Annotated in this window: 17 protein-coding genes; 6 read left to right on the top strand and 11 right to left on the bottom strand. The window is 69.8% G+C overall.

The features are described 5' to 3' along the window. Positions 1–3: 3 nt before the first annotated feature. Positions 4–279, top strand: coding sequence for a hypothetical protein (locus tag AC1D29_RS23255; RefSeq protein ID WP_477901915.1), 276 nt, complete (start codon positions 4–6; stop codon positions 277–279). Here AC1D29_RS23255 and AC1D29_RS23250 read toward each other — a convergent pair whose 3' ends face one another. From AC1D29_RS23250 to AC1D29_RS23235, 4 genes are all read right to left on the bottom strand, one after another. Beyond that, positions 280–963, bottom strand: coding sequence for a DUF3047 domain-containing protein (locus AC1D29_RS23250; RefSeq protein ID WP_477901913.1), 684 nt, complete (start codon positions 961–963; stop codon positions 280–282). It abuts the gene before it with no gap. Then, the gene (rsgA, locus tag AC1D29_RS23245; protein WP_477901911.1) at positions 960–1862 is read right to left on the bottom strand and encodes a ribosome small subunit-dependent GTPase A; all 903 of its coding nucleotides are present in this window, start codon (positions 1860–1862) and stop codon (positions 960–962) included. Before rsgA ends, AC1D29_RS23250 begins: the two co-directional genes overlap by 4 nt. 85 nt (positions 1863–1947) lie before the next feature. Further along, complete coding sequence (locus tag AC1D29_RS23240; RefSeq protein WP_477901909.1) at positions 1948–2283, bottom strand: 4a-hydroxytetrahydrobiopterin dehydratase; 336 nt, start codon at positions 2281–2283, stop codon at positions 1948–1950. Further along, entirely contained in the window at positions 2280–3539 is a 1260-nt protein-coding gene (locus tag AC1D29_RS23235; RefSeq protein WP_477901907.1) for a M48 family metallopeptidase, read from the bottom strand. Before AC1D29_RS23235 ends, AC1D29_RS23240 begins: the two co-directional genes overlap by 4 nt. A 73-nt stretch (positions 3540–3612) precedes the next feature. On the opposite strand from AC1D29_RS23235, the gene orn reads away from it, so the two are divergent. From orn to AC1D29_RS23215, 4 genes are all read left to right on the top strand, one after another. Further along, the gene (orn, locus tag AC1D29_RS23230; protein ID WP_477901905.1) at positions 3613–4173 is read left to right on the top strand and encodes an oligoribonuclease; all 561 of its coding nucleotides are present in this window, start codon (positions 3613–3615) and stop codon (positions 4171–4173) included. Between the two features lie 2 nt (positions 4174–4175). Next, on the top strand, positions 4176–4565 hold the full coding sequence (locus AC1D29_RS23225; protein WP_477901903.1) for a hypothetical protein: 390 nt from the start codon (positions 4176–4178) through the stop codon (positions 4563–4565). 9 nt (positions 4566–4574) lie between these two features. Next, positions 4575–6350 (top strand): bifunctional chorismate-binding protein/class IV aminotransferase, encoded by a 1776-nt coding sequence (locus tag AC1D29_RS23220; protein ID WP_477901901.1) that lies wholly within the window; start codon positions 4575–4577, stop codon positions 6348–6350. A gap of 391 nt (positions 6351–6741) precedes the next feature. Then, complete coding sequence (locus AC1D29_RS23215) at positions 6742–8412, top strand: DEAD/DEAH box helicase (protein WP_477901899.1); 1671 nt, start codon at positions 6742–6744, stop codon at positions 8410–8412. A gap of 40 nt (positions 8413–8452) precedes the next feature. Here AC1D29_RS23215 and AC1D29_RS23210 read toward each other — a convergent pair whose 3' ends face one another. Continuing rightward, on the bottom strand, positions 8453–9049 hold the full coding sequence (locus tag AC1D29_RS23210; protein WP_477901897.1) for a TetR/AcrR family transcriptional regulator: 597 nt from the start codon (positions 9047–9049) through the stop codon (positions 8453–8455). A 93-nt stretch (positions 9050–9142) separates the two neighbouring features. On the opposite strand from AC1D29_RS23210, the gene AC1D29_RS23205 reads away from it, so the two are divergent. Beyond that, entirely contained in the window at positions 9143–10144 is a 1002-nt protein-coding gene (locus AC1D29_RS23205; RefSeq protein ID WP_477901895.1) for an NAD(P)H-binding protein, read from the top strand. Between the two features lie 3 nt (positions 10145–10147). On the opposite strand, the gene AC1D29_RS23200 is transcribed toward AC1D29_RS23205, so the two are convergent. Genes AC1D29_RS23200 through AC1D29_RS23175 form a run of 6 tightly spaced genes read right to left on the bottom strand, consistent with a single transcriptional unit; the run spans position 10148 to position 17502 of the window. Beyond that, positions 10148–11158 carry a glycoside hydrolase family 5 protein gene (locus AC1D29_RS23200; RefSeq protein WP_477901893.1) on the bottom strand — a complete coding sequence of 337 codons (1011 nt, stop codon included), beginning with the start codon at positions 11156–11158 and terminating at the stop codon, positions 10148–10150. After that, a complete protein-coding gene (locus tag AC1D29_RS23195; RefSeq protein ID WP_477901891.1) occupies positions 11155–12375 on the bottom strand; it encodes an AGE family epimerase/isomerase in 1221 nt (406 codons plus the stop codon). The genes AC1D29_RS23200 and AC1D29_RS23195 overlap by 4 nt, the downstream gene beginning before the upstream one ends. Further along, positions 12372–14489: a GDSL-type esterase/lipase family protein gene (locus AC1D29_RS23190; protein ID WP_477901889.1), complete on the bottom strand. Its 2118-nt coding sequence runs from the start codon at positions 14487–14489 to the stop codon at positions 12372–12374. Before AC1D29_RS23190 ends, AC1D29_RS23195 begins: the two co-directional genes overlap by 4 nt. Positions 14490–14516: 27 nt before the next feature. Beyond that, positions 14517–15407 carry a carbohydrate ABC transporter permease gene (locus AC1D29_RS23185; protein ID WP_477901887.1) on the bottom strand — a complete coding sequence of 297 codons (891 nt, stop codon included), beginning with the start codon at positions 15405–15407 and terminating at the stop codon, positions 14517–14519. Next, the gene (locus tag AC1D29_RS23180; RefSeq protein WP_477901885.1) at positions 15404–16282 is read right to left on the bottom strand and encodes a carbohydrate ABC transporter permease; all 879 of its coding nucleotides are present in this window, start codon (positions 16280–16282) and stop codon (positions 15404–15406) included. The genes AC1D29_RS23185 and AC1D29_RS23180 overlap by 4 nt, the downstream gene beginning before the upstream one ends. Next, positions 16279–17502, bottom strand: a complete 1224-nt coding sequence (locus AC1D29_RS23175) for an extracellular solute-binding protein (protein WP_477901883.1) — start codon at positions 17500–17502, stop codon at positions 16279–16281. The genes AC1D29_RS23180 and AC1D29_RS23175 overlap by 4 nt, the downstream gene beginning before the upstream one ends. Positions 17503–17616: the final 114 nt, after the last annotated feature.

The raw sequence follows: 17616 nt of genomic DNA, 5'->3' as shown, positions 1-17616 counted from the left end.
GCCATGCGCCTGTTCCGTTTCCTGATCCGCGTCCTGATCCTCGTCGCCGGAGCCGTCATCGGCCTGGGGCTGTTCCTGTTTGCCGTGCTCGCCTTCGCCGTCATCCTGATCGGCAGCCTGTTGACCGGCCGCAAGCCCAATGTCCAGTTCCGCATGAACAAGAACCCCTGGGCGCACCGGCGCCCGCCGGCCCCGGCGGCCGACGATGTCGTGGACATCGAGGCGCGTGAGATCAAGGACGCGCCGCCCCTGCCGCTGCAGCCACCGCCGCAGCGCTGACTACTTCAACTCGACCGGACCGTACCAGGTCCGCGCCGACGCGCGGCTGTTGTCGCTGTCGGTCATGACGGCCATGGAGATCAGCGGGCCGGGCTCTTCGCCGAAGGCACGGCGAAAGTCGGCCGCCAGGTCGCGCCTGTGGTCGCGCCAGCGATGCAGTTCGCTGGGACCGGAGTCGACCACGATCTTGCGGATGCGGTCGCTGCGCGGGTTGATGACGACGGTGCCGATCGGCAGCTTGCTGTCCCAGACGTACATCAGCGTCGCGTAGGGCGGCACCTCGCCGGTCAGTGCCTGGGCCAGCTCGAACTTCATGCGGGTGCGCAGCGGCAGTTGGCCGATGTCGCCGCCGAAGCCGAAGATGACGCGGGCCACCGCGTCCTCGCGGTCGATGTCGGCCACGCTGGCATTGGGGATGAGGCCCTGGGCCCACCACGAGAAGCTGACCTCGCCGACGCTGTCCGGCGAGGGCGCCACGCGCTTGCGCCAGATGCTGGCGGAACGCTCGGACGAGGCCTCCAGCGCGGGGCGTCCGTCCTTCTCGGTCCAGTGGTAGACGGTGGGCTTCTTGCCCGGCAAGGCCAGCGGCTGCCAGCCCTCAGCGGAAGGTGGCGGCGGGGTCGTGGGGGTGGCACAGGCCGCGAGCAGGGCTGCGGCGCACAGGGTCAGGCAGGCGGTCTTCACCAGGTCTTGCGTTGGAGTTCTTCGAGAATCTCGCCATATATGCGGTATCGGCCCGCGCTGATCAAGCCCTGTTCGACCGCTTTGCGCACGCCGCAGTCGGGTTCGTGAATATGTGAACAGTTATGGAAGCGGCAGTTGGCGTGCTCGCGCAGGTCGGGCATGTAGCGCCACAGCTCGGCCGCGTCGATCTGGCGCAGGCCGAATTCCTGGAAACCGGGCGAATCGATCAGCGCCGTCGTGCGCGTCTCGTCGGTCCAGTACCACTGCGTGGTGGTGGTCGTGTGCCGGCCCGAGTTCAGCGCCTGCGAAATCTCGCCGACCTGGGCCTGCGCATCCTTCACGAGCAGGTTGATCAGCGTGCTCTTGCCCGTGCCGCTGGGGCCCAGCACGAAGGTGCGCTGGCCGGCCAGCCACGGGTCCAGCGTCGCGCGCGAGCCCTCGCGGTCGGCCTTCAGCGCAACCTCGAACATCTTCAGTCCCATCGCGCGGTAGGGCGCCAAGCGCTCGCGGGCGGTGTCGGTGCCGGGCAGGTCGGTCTTGTTCAGCGCGATGGCCATTCGGATGCCGGCGGACTCGGCGGCGATCAGCGAGCGTGTCAGCTGCGATTCGCTGAACACCGGCTCCACAGCGACCAGCACGAGGAGCTGATCCAGATTGGCCGCGAAGCTCTTGGTCTTCCACTCGTCCTGGCGGAACAGCAGGTTGCGCCGCGGCTCCACCGCCTCGATGACGCCCTCATCGCCCGAATCGGCAAAGCGCACCTGGTCTCCGACGACCGCCTCGCTCTTCTTGCCGCGCGGGTGGCACACGAAGCGCTTGCCGTCCGAGTCTTCGACGATGTAGTGCCGGCCATGGCCGCGCACGACAAGTCCCAGGTCCAGCGCCTGGAATTTGCTCACTGGAGCCCCTCGCTCGATGAGTACATAGACCGATCCCCCAAGGGGATGCGTGCCGGCTTGGGAGCGGCCCAGCGCTCGGCCCGCTTCATTCGCCGGTCGCTTCGGGCAAGGCGCTCACCTGTGCCGCGCAGATCGCGTCGTTGAGCGTCAGCCCGCCGCGCGAGTGCGTCGAGTAGCTGATGGTGCAGGCGTCATAGCTGACCAGCATCTCGGGGTGATGGTCCTGCGCATGCGCGATCTCGGCGACCGCGTCGACGAAGGCCATGGTCTGGTAGAAATTCTTGAAGCCGAAGCGCCGCCCGATCAGCTTGTTCTCGGGGTCGGGCAGCCAGCCGGGCAGGGCGGCCAGCACGCGGGCGCGGGTGTCGGCGTCCATCAAGGGCGCCTTGGGGTCGCATTGGGCAAGCAGCAGGTCGTTCATGAGGCGAGCGCTGCGAGCCGTTCGGCAGCGGGTGGGTGTGAGTAATAGAAGCGGGCGTAGACCGGGTCGGGCGTCAGCGTGCCGGCGTTGTCTTCGTGCAGTTTCAGCAGCGCCGATGACAGGTCGGCACCGCTGGCCTGCGCGCGGGCATAGGCGTCGGCCTGGAACTCGTCGCGGCGCGAGAAGTGGCTGGCCAGCGGCGTGACGAAGAAACCGAACACCGGGCCGGCGAGCAGGAACAGCAGCAGCGCCAACGCGTCGTTGGGCGCGCCCAGCGACGGCTGCACGCCCAGGCCCAGATAGAAGGCCGGCTGCTGCGCCAGCCAGCCCAGCAGCGCAAAGCCGGCCAGGCTCAGCGCGAACGTCAAGGCGATGCGCTTGGTGATGTGCTTGTGCTTGAAATGGCCCAGCTCATGCGCCAGCACGGCCTCCACCTCACCGCCGTCCAGCTTGGTCAGCAGCGTGTCGAAGAAGACCACGCGCTTGGCCGGGCCGAAGCCGCTGAAGTAGGCATTGCCATGCGCCGAGCGCCGGCTGCCATCCATGACGAACAAGCCCTTGGCCGCAAAGCCGCAGCGGGCCATCAGCTTCTCGACGCGCTCCTTCAGCGCGGCATCGGTCAGCGGCTCGAACTTGTTGAACAGCGGCGCGATGACGGTGGGATACAGCACCATGACCAGCAGCTGGAAGCCCATCCACGCGCCCCAGGCCCACAGCCACCACAGTGGCCCGGCGGCGCCCATCAGCCACAGGATCAGCGCGACGATGGGCAGGCCCAGCAGCACGCCGACGCCCAGCGCCTTCAGCGCATCGGCCACGTAGAGCTTCAGCGTCGTGCGGTTGAAGCCGAAGGCCTGCTCGATGCGGAAGGTCGACCACAGCTCCCAGGGCAGGTCCAGCAGCGAACCGATCAGCACGAAGACGGCGACCAGGCCCAACTGGTAACCCATGCCCTGCCAGCCTTCCGGCAGCGACCGGCTGGCCTCCAGCACCCAGCCGTTCAGCGCGTTCAGACCGCCCAGCAGCGTCCAGCCCAGCAGCACGGCGGCGTTGAAGGCCAGGGCCAGCAGGCCGAAGCGGCTGCGGGCTACTGTGTAGTCGGCGGCCTTCTGGTGCGCCGACAGCGTCACGCTGCCGGCAAACGCCGCCGGCACCTGGCCGCGGTGGGCGGCGACATGGCGGATCTGGCGCGTGGACAGCCAGAATTTGACGAGCAGCGAAGCGGCCAGCGCGACCGCGAAAGCAAGGGACAACATCGTGGGGGACATAGGCCTCAAGTTTAGGCTGCGAGAATTCCGCGCCTTTGCCCATAGAACCGAAAGCCCTGCCATGGCCGACACCCTTGCGCTCCACGAGAGCAACCTGATCTGGATCGACCTCGAGATGACCGGCCTGTACCCGGACACCGACCGCATCATCGAGATCGCCGTCGTCGTCACCGACGCCCAGCTGACCGTGCGTGTCGAAGGCCCGGTCTTCGCCGTGCACCAGAGCGACGAGACGCTGGACGCGATGGACGCCTGGAACAAGGGTACCCATGGCCGCAGCGGCCTCATCGACCGCGTGAAGGCCTCCACCATCAGCGAGGCCGACGCCGTCGCCCAGACCATCGCCTTCCTGAAGCAGTACGTGCCCAAGGGCAAGAGCCCCATGGCCGGCAACAGCATCTGCCAGGACCGCCGCTTCCTCGCCAATTACATGCCGGAGCTGGAAAGCTTCTTCCACTATCGCAACCTGGACGTGTCCACGCTGAAGGAACTGGCCAAGCGCTGGAAGCCGTCGGCGCTGGAAGGCTTCAAGAAGGCCCAGGCTCACACGGCGCTGGCCGACATCCACGAGTCCATCGACGAGTTGATCCATTACCGGACGAACTTCCTGAACCTGGCTTGATGATGAAGCGCCTTGTCCTGTTGTCGGCGCTGGTGGCGCTCGGTGCGGTGGCCGCCCAGGAGCCTGCCAGCCCCAGCGCTTCCCCCCGGCTGATCCAGAAGGTGCTGCGCAGCGGCGACTACCGGCGCAACTGGACCGTGGCCTACACGTTGTCGGGCAGCAAGCTCAGCATCCACTGCCAGAAGTCGGACACCGGCCGCTGCGGCGTGCGCGTCATCGATGCGCCGCGCCTGGACGCGCCGGCGACCGAGCTGCAGATCGAATGGCTGGGCCTGAAGACCGGCGAGTGGGCCATGCGCACGCTCAAGGGCAAGGCTTTCGCCCTCTGCGTGCAGCCCGACGTCGGCCGCGACGAGGCCTGCGAGCCGCTGGATGCGTTGACGCCGCTCTGACGACGCCGCGTGCTGCACGCTGCCTTTGACTTCCCCCGCCACCCGCTGGCCCGCGAGGACGGCGAGCGCCTGCGCGGTGCCTGGTCCGTGCCGCCCGCGCGCTGGCTGCGGGCGCTGCGGCTGGCCGACGTCCGCGCCGTCATCGCCGACGCCGAAGCCGCCGCGCGGGCCGGCGCCTGGGTGCTGGGCGGCCTGCGCTACGAAGCTGCCGCCGCTTTCGACGCCGCGCTGGCAACGCATGCCGCCGCCGCGCCGCTGGCCGAGTTCGCCGTCTACGACACGGCGCCCGAGCCCTGGCCGGAGGGCGAGCCCGCTCACACCGGCGCACTGGGCTGGCAGGACGCAGAGCCTGACGCAACAGCCGCCATCGAGCGCATCCGCGACTACATCCGCGACGGTGACTGCTACCAGGTCAATCTGACGACGCGGCTGCGCGCCGCGGTGGGCGCGCTGGATACCGAACAACTCTTCCTCGCGCTGCATGCCAGCCAGCCCGGCGGCTTCAGCCTGTTCCTGCGCGAGGCGGGCGCGGCCAGCGTGTCGCCGGAACTGTTCTTCGACTGGCGCCCCGTGCCCGGCGCCAAGGCCAGCTGGCTGCTGGCCGCCCAGCCGATGAAGGGCACCGCGCCGCGCGGCCGCGACCGGGTCGACGACGAGGCGGCGCAAGCCCATCTGCGCACCAGCGAGAAGGAGCGCGCCGAGAACCTGATGATCGTGGACCTGCTGCGCAACGACCTGAGCCGCGTCGCGCAACTGGGCACGGTGCGGGTGCCACGCCTGTTCGAACTGCATGCGCTGCCCACCGTCTGGCAGATGACGTCCACCGTCACGGCCGTCAGCCGCCCAGGGCTGACGCTGGCCGACGCCTTCGCGGCGCTGTTCCCCTGCGGCTCCGTCACCGGCGCGCCCAAGGTCCGGGCGATGCAGATCATCCGTGAGCTGGAGCCTGCGGCGCGCGGCTGGTACTGCGGCGCGCTGGGCCTGATCCAGCCGGGCGGCATCGCCACGTTCAACGTGCCCATCCGCACCGTCGAGCGCCATGACGCCGCGCTGACCTGCGGCATCGGCAGCGCCATCACGCTGGACAGCGAGCCGGCCGCCGAGATTGCCGAATGGCGGGCGAAGGCGCGCTTCCTGGCGCGTGCCGAGGCGCCTGTCGAGGCGCTGGAGACGCTGCGGCTGCAGGACGGCGTCGCGCTGCGCGCCGACGCCCACCTGGCCCGCATGCAGCGCACGGCTCGCCACTTCGGCCTGCGCTTCTCGCTCACCGAGGCGCGCGCCTACCTGCAGGCCGTGGCTGCTGCCCAGCCCGACGGCAGCTGGCGCCTGCGCCTGACCTGCGACGCCGAAGGGCGCCTCCTGCACACGCTGACCGCCTTCACGGCCACGCCCGAGCCGGTGCTGCTGGCGCTGGCGGACCGGCCCATCGCCACGCGCGGCGCGGGCGCCGAGTTCCTGGCCCACAAGACCACCCGCCGCGAGCTGTACGCCGGCTTCGCGAAGCCGGCTGAGGCCTTCGACGTCATCCTGTGGAACGAGGCCGGCGAGCTGACCGAGTGCAGCTTTGGCAACCTGGCCGTGCAGATCGACGGCCAGTGGTTGACGCCGCCATTGGCCGCCGGCCTGCTGCCGGGCGTGCTGCGCGCCGAGCTGCTGGCTCAAGGCCGCATCAGGGAGGCGCGTCTCGTTCGCGAAGATCTGGGCCGCGCCGAAGGCTTGGCCTTCGTCAACAGCCTGCGCGGCTGGTTAGGTGCCCAGCTGACGCAGCGCGCGCATCCGTCGTGATGGCCGCGCGGGCCAGTCTGCCGACGCGGGAACGCCCAGCTTGCCGAACTGCGCGCCCCGTGAGCCGGGGGATTTGGTGAAAACCCTGATCCATGCTACAGTCGCAGCTTCGCTCGGTTGACCCCGAGCTTCGTACGTCTCCTCTGACCTCGTTCGGCCCGTAGTTCATACGGCTTCTCGAACACCCCTCGTGGATCGGTCGGCGGCGATGAAGCCGTCGCTTTGACTGTTCCCCCGTGCCGCACCCGACTGCAAGCTGCAGCCCGAGCCGCCCGACACGAGCTTTCTCCCAGCGACTTTGACTGCTGAACGGCATGAACTGTTCAGCGCCCGCGTGTCTGCCCTCATTGAATTTCGGGCGGCATGGACGGGCTTTGACTGAAAGAACGACATGAGTTTCGATACCCTGGGCCTGAGCGAAGTGGTGCTGAAGGCCGTGAAAGATTCCGGCTACGAGAACGCCACCGACGTGCAAGGCTTGGCCATCCCCGCCGCCATCGCCAACAAGGACCTGATGGTCTCGGCGCGCACCGGCTCCGGCAAGACCGCCGCCTTCATCCTGCCCGCGCTGGAGAAGATCCTCGCCGCCCGCGGTGCTGACAACACCCGCCGTGAGAAGGGCAAGATCTACGGCCCCAAGATCCTGGTGCTGGCGCCCACCCGTGAGCTGGCCATGCAGGTCGCCAAGGCCGCGCAGACCTATGGTCGCTTCATCCCGGGCCTGAAGGTCGCGACGGTGCTGGGCGGCATGCCCTACCCGCTGCAGATCCGCCAGCTGATGGGCCCGCTGGACATCCTGATCGCGACCCCCGGTCGCCTGATCGACCACATCCAGTCCGGCAAGTGCGTGCTGAGCAATGTCGAGATGCTGGTGCTGGACGAAGCCGACCGCATGCTGGACATGGGCTTCATCGACGACATCACGATGATCGCCAGCAACACCCCGGCCGAGCGCCAGACGGTGATGTTCAGCGCCACGTTCGCCGGCCACGTCGGCCGCCTGGCGCAGAACCTGCTGAAGGACCCGCAGCGCATCGAAGTGGCGTCGCACACCGACACGCACGAGAACATCGAGCAGCGCCTGCACTGGGCCGACAACCCCCACCACAAGGACCAGCTGCTGGAAGCCATCCTGGCCCAGCCGGAACTGGACCAGGCCGTCGTCTTCACCAGCACGCAGCGCGACGCCGACTGGCTGGCCGAGCGTCTGGCCGAGATCGGCCACGCCGTCGCCCCGCTGCACGGCGCCATGCCGCAAGGCAAGCGCAACCGCGTGCTGATGGGCCTGCGTCGCGGTGACCTGAAGGTGCTGGTCGCCACTGACGTCGCCGCCCGCGGCATCGACGTGCCGACCATCAGCCACGTCATCAACTACGGCCTGCCGATGAAGGCCGAGGACTACGTGCACCGCATCGGCCGTACCGGCCGCGCCGGCCGCCAAGGCCTCGCGATCACGCTGGGCCTGCGCGACGACGTGTCCATGATCCGCCGCATCCAGCAGTTCACGACCCAGACCATCCCTGTGCAGCAGATCGCCGGCCTGGAGCCCAAGACGCAAGAGCCGCGCATCTTCCCGCCGCGCCCGGCTTGTTCGTTCGACGACCGTGGCCCGCGTGGCAACTTCGGCGGCCGCCCTGGCTTCGGCAACAAGCCGTTCCGCCGTGACGACCGTCCGCAGCATGGCGGCGGCAAGCCCTTCGGCCAGCAAGACCGTGGCTTTGCGCCGCGCGATGACCGTGGCTTCCAGCCGCGTCCCGAAGGCTTCCAGCCCCGCGGTGACGAGCGTGGCTTTGCGCCGCGTGAAGACCGCGGCTTCCAGCCCCGCGACGATCGTGGTTTCGCGCCGCGCGCCGACCGTGGCTTCCAGCCGCGCGAGGAGCGCAGCTTTGCTCCGCGTGACGACCGTGGCTTCGCGCCGCGTGGCGACCGCCCCTTCAACGCCGGCGCCAAGCCCGCGTTCGGCGGCAAGCCCAGCTTTGGTGGCGGTGATCGCCCGTCCTTCGGCGGTGATCGCCGCGGCCCTGGTGGCCCCGGCCCGCGCAAGGGCGGCTTCGGTCGCTGAGCTGCTGAACCGATGAAGGCGGGCCTCTGGCCCGCTTTTTTTATGCCCGTGTGGCTGGCGCGGCCTCGACCAGCGCCCGCAGCGACGCCAGCAGCACGCCCGTGGCCTCCTCTGGTGCCAGCAGCCCGGCGCTGACGAAAGCGCCGTTGACGAGCAAGGCCAGCTGGGCCGCGAGGACATCCGGTTCGCGCACGCCAAGCCGGCCGGCGATGGCGGCCAGCCGGGCGCGCAGTGCCAGCATGTGGGTCTGCGCCACCTGCCGTGCCGGGTGGTCCTGCTCGGCGAACTCGGCGGCCACGTTGATCTGCGGGCAGCCGCGGTAGTTGGCGCGGCCCAGGCGTTCACCGATCCAGCGCATGTGCGCTTCCAGCTCGGCGCGGCCATCGCCGGCGTTCTCCGCGGCGACCCGGTCCCAGGTTCCCCAGAAGTCCACGTCCTCGCGCTCCAGGAACGCGACGATGAGGTCGTCCTTGGTGCGGAAGTGGCGGTACAGGCTGCTCTTGGCGACGCCGGCCTGGTCAATGATGAGATCGACGCCCACGGCGCGCACGCCGTTCTTGTAGAACAGCCCGGAGGCGACGCTGAGGATGCGCTCGCGCACATCGGTGGTTTCGGGTGGGGCGGTTGTGGTCGGCATGGTCATTCGGGTCGAAACGGATGTTGACACGATACAGACCATTCTGTATCGTTCAAAGAACAGACAGGTCTGTCTCGTTTCAAAAGGATGATCATGGGCAAGGATTTGGACAAGGCGGTCACCGTGTACGGCGCGGGCGGGCACACCGGGCGCTTCGTCGTCAACGAGGCGTTGCGGCGCGGCTTGAAGGTCGTGGCCCTAGGGCGGGATGCGTCGCGCCTGCCGGCCGGCGTGCCGGGTCGCGCGGCGGCGGTGCACGACGCGGCCGCGCTGACCGAAGCGCTGGCGGGCTGCGGCGTGGTCATCAATTGCGCCGGGCCCTTCCTGGACACCGCCGCACCGCTCATCGAGGCGGCGCTGCGGGCCGGCTGCGGCTACATCGACGTGACGGCCGAACAGGCCAGCGCGCAGGACGTCTTCGAGCGCTTCGACGCGCCGGCCCGTGAGGCCGGCGTGGCGGTGATTCCCGCCGCAGGCTTCTACGGCGGACTGGCCGACCTGCTGGCGACCGCCCTGGCCGGCACCGGCCCGGTGGCCGACCTGAGCGTCGCGATCGCGCTGGACCACTGGTGGCCCACCGAGGGCACGCGCAAGACCGGCGAGCGCAACCAGGTGCCGCGTGTCGTCTTGCAGGACGGCCAGATCGTGCGCATGGCGATGCCCGCGGCCCAGCGCGACTGGGCCTTCGGCGCCGGGCATGGCGTGCAGACCATGGTCGAGCTGCCCTTCAGCGAAATCATCACCATCGCCCGCCACCTGGGCGTGCAGAACCTGCGCTCCTGGCTGACGCTGTCGTCGCTGCAGGAGATCCGTGACACGACGACGCCGCCGCCAGCGGCCAGCGATGCGCAAGGCCGGTCCGCGCAGCGCTTCGAGGTGGTCGTCCAGGCCGGCGAGGGCGCGGGTGCCAGGCGTGCCGTTGCCCGCGGCCAGGATATCTACGCGGTGTCGGCGCCGCTGGTCGTGGAGGCGGCGCAGCGCATGCTGCAGCCGACCTTCCAGCGCAGCGGCGCGCTGGCGCTGGGCCAGGCCTTCGATGCCCGGGACTTCCTGCAGGCGCTGTCGCCCCGAGAGCTGGAACTGCAGCTGGGCTGACGCTCAGCGGTCCTCGCGCAGGAAAGGCTGGAGCCAGCGCATCTGCGGCTTGTCGCGGCCGCTGGCGTCGGGCTCGAGCGACAGGAAATAGTCGCCCCAGGTCGGCCCGCCGGCCCACCACAGCCAGCCCGCCCAGACGTCGGCGTTGGCCTGCAGGTGCAGCAGCGCGCCGCGCACGGCCTGCTCGCAGACGGCGTTGGCGCCGCCGCCGATCTCACCCAGCAGCGCACGCCGCTTGTTGGCCTTCAGCCAGGCGGTGAAGCGCTGCAGGCGCTCGACGCCGATCTCGGGGCTGACGCATTCGGCATTCGTGCCGGAGCCGTCCTTGTCGAAGTACTGGTGCACTTCGAACAGCATGTTGTCCAGCGGGTCGCGGACCTTGCCCATGACCTGCGCATTGGGCGTGCCGTACCAAGTGCTTTCGAACCAGCTCCAGGCGCCCGTGTAGCCATTGCCGGGCACGGTGATGAGGTTGGCCGCGCCGGTGGCGCGGATGGCGTCCACGGCGGCCTGGGCGGCCTGGCCCCAGGTCTCGGTGGGCATGTTGCGTGGCTCGTTGACGAGGCCGAACTGCACCTTGGGGTCGCCCTTGAACTGCAGTGCCAGGCGGCGCCAGAAGTCGGCGAACGCGGCGATGGGAACCTCGGGCTTGCCGACGTGCACCTCCTTGTAGGCGGCGTAGTTGTGCGGGTCCAGCAGCACGTGCAGGCCGTGCGCCGTCGTGCCGTCGACGAACTCGCGCAGGCGGGCCAGCTCCGTTGCGTCGAACTCGCCGTTCAGCGTGGGCTGCAGGCGCTCCCAACGGAACGCGATGCGCATCAGGTTCATGCCCTTGGCCTGGTAATAGGCCGTGCTGGCGACGCTGGGGTAGACGAAGTCCTTGCCGTAGATGCCGGGGAAGGGCAGCTTCTCGCCCCATTCGGCGCTGGACAGGCTGATGCCGCGCCATTCGAGCGGGGCGGCGTGGGCGGTGGCGGCCAGCAGCAGTGCGGCGGCGAGCAGGGGCTTCTTCATGCGGCGTCCTTGGCGGGCGGCTGCGCGCCGAGCGCGGCGAGCACGTCCTGGCAGGCGCCCATGGTGTGGTAATCCGTCTTGCCGGCGGGGCTCTTCTCGTCGGTCAGCTTCTGGTTGGCCGGGCCCAGGATGCGGTACCAGGCGCCGTGCTCGTGGTCGACGAAGTGCTGCCAGGCGTAGGCCCAGATGCGGTCGTACCAGGCCCAGTACGCCTCATCGCCGGAACGAACGGCCAGCCAGGCGGCGGCGGCCAGGCTTTCGGCTTGCACCCAGAAATACTTGTCCGCGTCGCAGACCTCGCCGCCGGGGGCGAAGCCGTAGACCAGGCCGCCGTGGCCCTCGTCCCAGCCGTGGCGCACGGCCGTGTCGAAGAAGTGGCGCGCCGTGGGGTAGAGCCAATCTGGCGCGGTCGCACCCAGGCGCCGCTCCAGCATCAGCAGCAGCTTGGCCCACTCGGTCAGATGGCCGGTCTGGAAGCCCCAGGGCCGGAAGATGTTGGTCTTGTCGTCGCGGTTGTAGTCCCAGTCGGGCGTCCAGTCGGTCTTGTAGTGTTCCCAGACCAGGCCACCGGCAAGGGCCGCCTGGCGTTGCGTGATGGACGTCGCCAGCTGCAACGCGCGGTCCAGGTAGCGGGCCTCGCCGCTGGCCGCGTGTGCGGCCAGCATCGCTTCGCAGGCGTGCATGTTGGCGTTCTGCCCGCGGTAAGAGCCTGTTTGCCAGTCCGGTGTCGCCTCGTCGGCATACAGGCTGTGGGCGGCTTCCCAGAATCGCTGTTCCATCAGAGCGAAGGTCGCGGCCATGCCTTCGCGCGCGCCCGCCACGCCGGCCTCGGCCGCGTGCGCATGGGCCAGCAGCACGAAGGCCAGGCCGTAGCAGTGGTTGGTGCCGTCCAGCACCGTCGCGTGGCCGTCGTGCCAGTCCAGCAGCCACGCGTAGCCGCCTTGCGGCTGCGCATGCACGTCGCGCACAAAGGCCAGCGCATGGGCCACATCGCTCACCGGTCCGCCGAACCAGCGCCAGGCCAGCGCATGGTTGAAGACGAAGCGGGTGCTGCTGACCAGGTGGCGGCTGCGGCGGTCATAGACCGTGCCGTCGTCCTTGAAGAACTGGAAGCAGCCACCGCTGGGGTCTCGGACGCGCGGCGCGTAGAAGGCCAGCGTGTGGCGCATGTGGGCCCACAGCGCTGTGGGCGTGCGCATGTCGGGAAGCGACTTCATTTCAGTACCTCGTCTTTCAGGAGGCGCGTCAGCTCGTCGGCCATCTGCGCGTGCACATCAATGCGCGGGTGGGCATACGAGAAGGCCTGGAAGGTGTAGGTCCAGACCTTGGCGTCGCCCTCGGCGCGCAGCGTGGCGACGGACGCATTCAAGGCGCGCGGGATGGCCGGTTGCTCCTTCCACGCCGTCATGCCGCCGGCCAGCAGCACCAGCCTTGCGTCGGGATAGCGCGCGCGCAGCTCGCGCACGAAGGCGAGGTAGCGCGGGCCGAAGTCCGGCGCGATCGATCGCCCCGTGGACGCGGGGAAGCCGTGGTCGTTCTGGCCGAGGTTGACGAACACCACGTCGGGCGCGCGGGCATCGGGCGGCGCGACGGCCGCGTCCAGCCGCGGCGCGTAGCGGTTCCAGACCTGCGGCATCAGCAGCTGGTCCCAGGTGGCCGTGATGCCGATGCCGCTGACGGCGATGCCGACGTAGTCCGCGCCCAGGCGCTGCGCCGTCAGCGCGCCATAGGCCCGCGTGCCGTCGTGCGTGGACAGGTCGGCGTACTGGTCCTCGGCGATGTCACCATTGCAGGCGCCGGCGGTGATGGAGTCGCCGTAGAACACCAGCTTCAGCGGGCGCGGCGGCGGCGGGGCCAGCAGCCGGCCGCCGTCGGCCAGGCGCAGGCCCAGGAAGATGGCCTCGGCTTGCGACGCCTCCGTGCGCTTGACGAGGCGCAACTCGTGCTCGCCGGCCGGCAGCGCCAGCCGCCAGTCCGCCGGCCCGTCGCCGCGCAGTGTCAGCGCGTGGCGGCGGCCATCCACCTCGACGGTGAAATGGTTGATGCCGCCGCGTGACGGCGCCAGGCGCAGCGAGATCTGCTCGCCGGTGAAGCGCGCGCGCAGCTCGCTGCCGCTCCAGGCCAGCAGCTTGGCCGCACCGGGCAGGTCGGCGATGCGGCCGACCCACCGCAGCCGCGGATCGTCGGCGGCGATCAGCGGGCCCGTCGCGGCTTCGCGCACGAAGTCGCTGGGGTGCAGTTCGGGCGGGAAGATGCCGGCGGACATGATGGCCAGCAGGCTGGCCGGGCGGCCGCTGCCGGCCCATTCGTCGCGCTTCACGCGCACATGCAGCAGGTGGGCGCCGGGCTCAAGATCCCGGCCCACGACCGTGTAGTGCCAGCCGAGGTAGCCGCGCCGCTCTGGCACTTGGCCACGCAGCGTGACGACGGGGCCGTCGTCCACCCAGGCTTCCAGGTTGCGGTAGAGCGCACTTTCGGCATGGAAGACGGCGACCTCCCGGCCCCAGACGAGGAAGTGCGCCTCGGCGTCATCGGCCTGGGTCACCCAACCGGGCGTCTGGCCGGTCCACTCGGGGTGCACTTCGCCGCCGCGCGCGAAGCCACGCTGCTGGTAGGGCTTGAGCGTGTCGCCCATCAGCAGCCGCGTGAACTCGTGTGCGCGGCCGTACAACGGCGCGGGCAGGGCGGTGGCCGGCCCCGGCGTGGCGGCACGCAGCGTCTCGAGCAGCGCCTGCGCGATGCGCTGATGGCCGGTGGCGTTGGGATGCACGGGCTCGTCGTACAGCGCGGCCCAGCGGTCCGTGCCGGCGTCCACGCGCGCCTGCATCCAGCGGCCGAAGTCCAGCGCCGTCAGGCCGTAGTACGTGGCCAGTTTCAGCTGGACGTCCACCGCGTCGCGCGCCTGGTTGCCTTGCTGCGTCAGGCCCAGCACGACGACGGCGGGCGGCTTCTTCGCGGCCAGCAGGCGGCGCAGCATGGCCTCATAGCTGCTGGCACGCACGGCGGGGTCCAGCCACTGGTCGTTGACGCCGAACTCGACGATGACGAGGTCGGGTTGTGCATCCAGCACCTGCGCCTGCAGGCGCTGCACGCCGGCGGCCGAGTCCGTGCCGCTGACGCCGGCGTTGACCAGCTTCACGCGCGGGCCCAGGGCCTGGGCCAGCAGCGCGGCCCAGCCTTTCTCGCGCGGTGGCTGGGCGGCGTAGCCGGTCGTGATGGAGCCGCCTATCGTCGCGACGGTGACCGCCTCGCCGGCGGCGATGCGCTGCATGACGGCCTGCAGCCGCGCGTCCGCATGTCCGGTCGCCGGCAGCATCAATGACAGAGCCAACGCAAATCCTTTCAACCCATTCATCTCTCAACCCTTGGTGGCACCCGCCTGCAGACCCGCGACGAACTGGCGCTGGAAGACCAGGAACAGCACGATGGCCGGCAGCGATGCGAGCAGCGAGCCCGCCATCAGCACGGCCGCGGCCTGCGGGTTGAAGCTCAGGTCGCCGGCCATCTTGCCCAGCTGCAGGGGCAGTGTCAGCGTGGCGGCGTCGTTCACGACCAGCAGCGGCCACAGGAAGTTGTTCCACTCGCTGACCGCGACCGGGATGGCGATGGCCGCCAGCGCCGGCCGCAGCATCGGCAGCACCACGCTCCACCAGATGCGCAGCGTGCCGGCGCCGTCCAGCGTCGCCGCATTCACCAGCTCATCGGGCACGCTCAGCATGGCCTGGCGGAAGTAGAAGACGACAAACGCCTTGGCCAGGCCTGGCACCAGCAGCGCGGCGTAGCTGTTGATCCAGCCCAGCTGCGCCACGGTGACGAAGTTGGGCACGATGGTGACCTCCCACGGCAGCATCATGGACAGCAGCAGCGCGCGGAACAGCCAGCGGCTGCCCGGGAAGGGGCGCTTGGTCAGCACGAAGGCGACCAGCGATGCGGCCAGCAGGCTGACGACCGTGACGACCACGGTGACAGCCAAGCTGTTGGCGTAGAAGCGCAGGAAGCCATGGCCCTCGACCTGGATCTGCAGGATGCCGGCCAGCCGCTCGGGGTCGGCCGTCGTGCCGGCCCAGTCGGGGTTGAAGAAGTTGCGTCCCGTGGGCGCGTGCGGCATCAGCGTGGGCGGCTGGCGCAGCAGCTCGCCCACGGTCTTGAACGCGCCGATGGCCATCCAGTAGTAGGGCAGCAGCATGGCTGGCAGCAGCAGCCACAGCGGCGCGCGGGCGAGTTGCAGCCAGCGGCTGGCGCGCCTCACCGCGAGCCTCCGATCAGACGCAGGTTCAGCCAGGTCAGGCCGAACAGGAGGGTGGTCAGCACCCAGGCCGCGGCGGAGGCCAGGCCCAGGTCGAGATGGCGAAAGCCGCGGTCGAACAGATAGGTGACCAGCATCAGCGCCGAGTCCAGCGGGCCGCCCAGCGTCTCGACGGCGCCGAACAGCAGATAGGGTTCGTAGAAGACCTGGAAGCTGGCGATCATGCCGGTCACGCTGACGTAGACCAGCGTGGGGCGCAGGTTGGGCAGCGTGATGTGCAGCAGCTGCTGCCAGCGCGACGCGCCGTCCAGTTCGGCGGCCTGGTAGAGGTCTCGCGGAATGGCGCGCAGGCCGGCCACAAAGATGACCAGGTTGTAGCCCAGCACCGACCACACGCCCACCAGCACCAGCACCGGCATCGTCCACGCCGGGTCGCCCAGGAAGCGCGCGGGCTCCAGGCCCATTGCCGCGCGCAGGCTGTTGAACAAGCCATAGGCCTCGGAGTTGGCCAGCCATTTCCACGCCGAGATGGCACCGACGCCGCCGGCCACCGCGGGCAGGAAGAAGGCCACGCGCACCCATTGGTGCAGCCGTGAGTTGCTGCCGAAGCTCAGCGCCAGCAGCAGGCCCAGCATCACCGCGATGATGGACACCGAGGCCATGTAGGTGACGGTGTTGGCGAGCGCCTGCCAGAAGCGTTCGTCGGCGAACAGCTCGGCGTAGTTGCGCGTGCCGACCCATACCGGTTCCTCGGTGGCGTGATAGTCGGTGAAGCTCAGCCACGCCGAGCGGAGCACGGGCCAGACGCCGAACAGCGCGAACAGCGCGAAGAAGGGCGCGACCAGCAACATGTCGCGGCCATGGCGGCGCCAGTTCATCGCTGCACCGCCAGCGCTCGGTTCATGACGGCGGCCGCGCGGCTCAGCTCGGCCTGCGGGTCGCCACCGGCCAGCACCACGCGCTGCACGGCGCGGGTCAGCAGGTAGTCCTGGCGCAGCCAGGCGGGGCAGGGTGGCGGGCCTTCGGCGTCGGCAAGCTGGTCCAGCAAGGCCTGTCGAAAGGGCAAGGGCAGCGTGGCGATGACGTCCTGCCGGCCCGAAGGCAGCCACATGCCGCCGTAGGCCAGCGCCGCCTCGGCCATGCGGCGCGTGATGTCGGGCTGGTAGAGGCTGCGCATGAAGTCCAGCGCGAGCGCGCGGTTGGGTGAGAAGCGCGTGATGGCCAGCACCGTGCCGCCCAGGATGGCCGTGCGCTTGCCTGTCGGCCCCACGGGCAGCGGCGCAGCGGCCCATTTGCCGACCAGGCCCTTGTGCGTCATGTCCATGCGCGACAGCAGCCAGGTGCCGGACTGCATCAGCGCATAGGCGCCGCTCTCCAGCCCGCCGTCGGCGTCGGGCCAGCCGTCGGTGGGCGCCTTCAGCTCGCGGTAGAGGGCGGCGTAGTAGGTCAGCGCGCGCACGGCCTCGGGGCTGTCGACGACGGCGCGCTTGCAGCTGTCGTCGTAGACCGCGCCGCCGGACTGGCGCAGGTAGGGGTAGAAGCCCAGCCAGCTGGTGTTGCCCCATTGCTGCGCAAAACCGTGGCCCTGGGTGCGCAGCGTGCGGGCGGTGGCCAGGAAGCCGGCCCAGTCTGTGGGCGCCGCGGCAGCCAGATCGCTGCGGTAGTACTGCAGCTGCACATGCATGTCGAAGGGCGCGCCGTGCAGCGCACCGTCGGCGCGGCGAATGGCGCGCAGCGCGCCGGGGTTGGCATGCTGCGCCAGCAGGCGGGTGAGGTCGGGCGCGGCCTGGTTCAAGTCCACCAGCGCGCCCTTGGCGCCCAGCACGATGGCGTAGGAAGTGCTGCCGGTGATCAGGTCCGGCCCGCGCTGGCTGGCCAGCGCGGCGGAGTACTTGGTCATCGCGTCGGCCCAGGGCACGTCGCGCACCTCGATGGCCACGTCGGGATGCGCCGCGCGGTAGGCCTCGACGGCCGGCTGCATGACGCGCGGTGTCTTGTCGTCGCCCACCATCCAGACGACCAGCTTGGCGGCCAGTGCCGGTGCGCAGCCGGCGGCGAGGCAGAGCGAAAGGATGACTGGGAAGGGCGTGCGGCTCACGGCGTCGGCTGGTGCGTCGAACGCATGCAATGTTTAGTAAACGATCTGATTATCCGCGGATCGAAGACGGGCGCAATAGCGACATTCCGTCTGTTTTCATCGGTGCTATCCCTG

Source organism: Roseateles sp. P1_C6 (genome assembly GCF_056406315.1).
This window is presented reverse-complemented; position numbering and strand designations above follow the sequence as displayed.

Coding starts and splice junctions, on each gene's coding strand:
- AC1D29_RS23255 (WP_477901915.1), top strand. CDS start 4: ATGCGCCTGTTCCGTTTCCTGATCCGCGTCCTGATCCTCGTCGCCGGA.
- AC1D29_RS23240 (WP_477901909.1), bottom strand. CDS start 2,283: ATGAACGACCTGCTGCTTGCCCAATGCGACCCCAAGGCGCCCTTGATG.
- AC1D29_RS23235 (WP_477901907.1), bottom strand. CDS start 3,539: ATGTTGTCCCTTGCTTTCGCGGTCGCGCTGGCCGCTTCGCTGCTCGTC.
- orn (WP_477901905.1), top strand. CDS start 3,613: ATGGCCGACACCCTTGCGCTCCACGAGAGCAACCTGATCTGGATCGAC.
- AC1D29_RS23225 (WP_477901903.1), top strand. CDS start 4,176: ATGAAGCGCCTTGTCCTGTTGTCGGCGCTGGTGGCGCTCGGTGCGGTG.
- AC1D29_RS23215 (WP_477901899.1), top strand. CDS start 6,742: ATGAGTTTCGATACCCTGGGCCTGAGCGAAGTGGTGCTGAAGGCCGTG.
- AC1D29_RS23210 (WP_477901897.1), bottom strand. CDS start 9,049: ATGCCGACCACAACCGCCCCACCCGAAACCACCGATGTGCGCGAGCGC.
- AC1D29_RS23205 (WP_477901895.1), top strand. CDS start 9,143: ATGGGCAAGGATTTGGACAAGGCGGTCACCGTGTACGGCGCGGGCGGG.
- AC1D29_RS23200 (WP_477901893.1), bottom strand. CDS start 11,158: ATGAAGAAGCCCCTGCTCGCCGCCGCACTGCTGCTGGCCGCCACCGCC.
- AC1D29_RS23195 (WP_477901891.1), bottom strand. CDS start 12,375: ATGAAGTCGCTTCCCGACATGCGCACGCCCACAGCGCTGTGGGCCCAC.
- AC1D29_RS23180 (WP_477901885.1), bottom strand. CDS start 16,282: ATGAACTGGCGCCGCCATGGCCGCGACATGTTGCTGGTCGCGCCCTTC.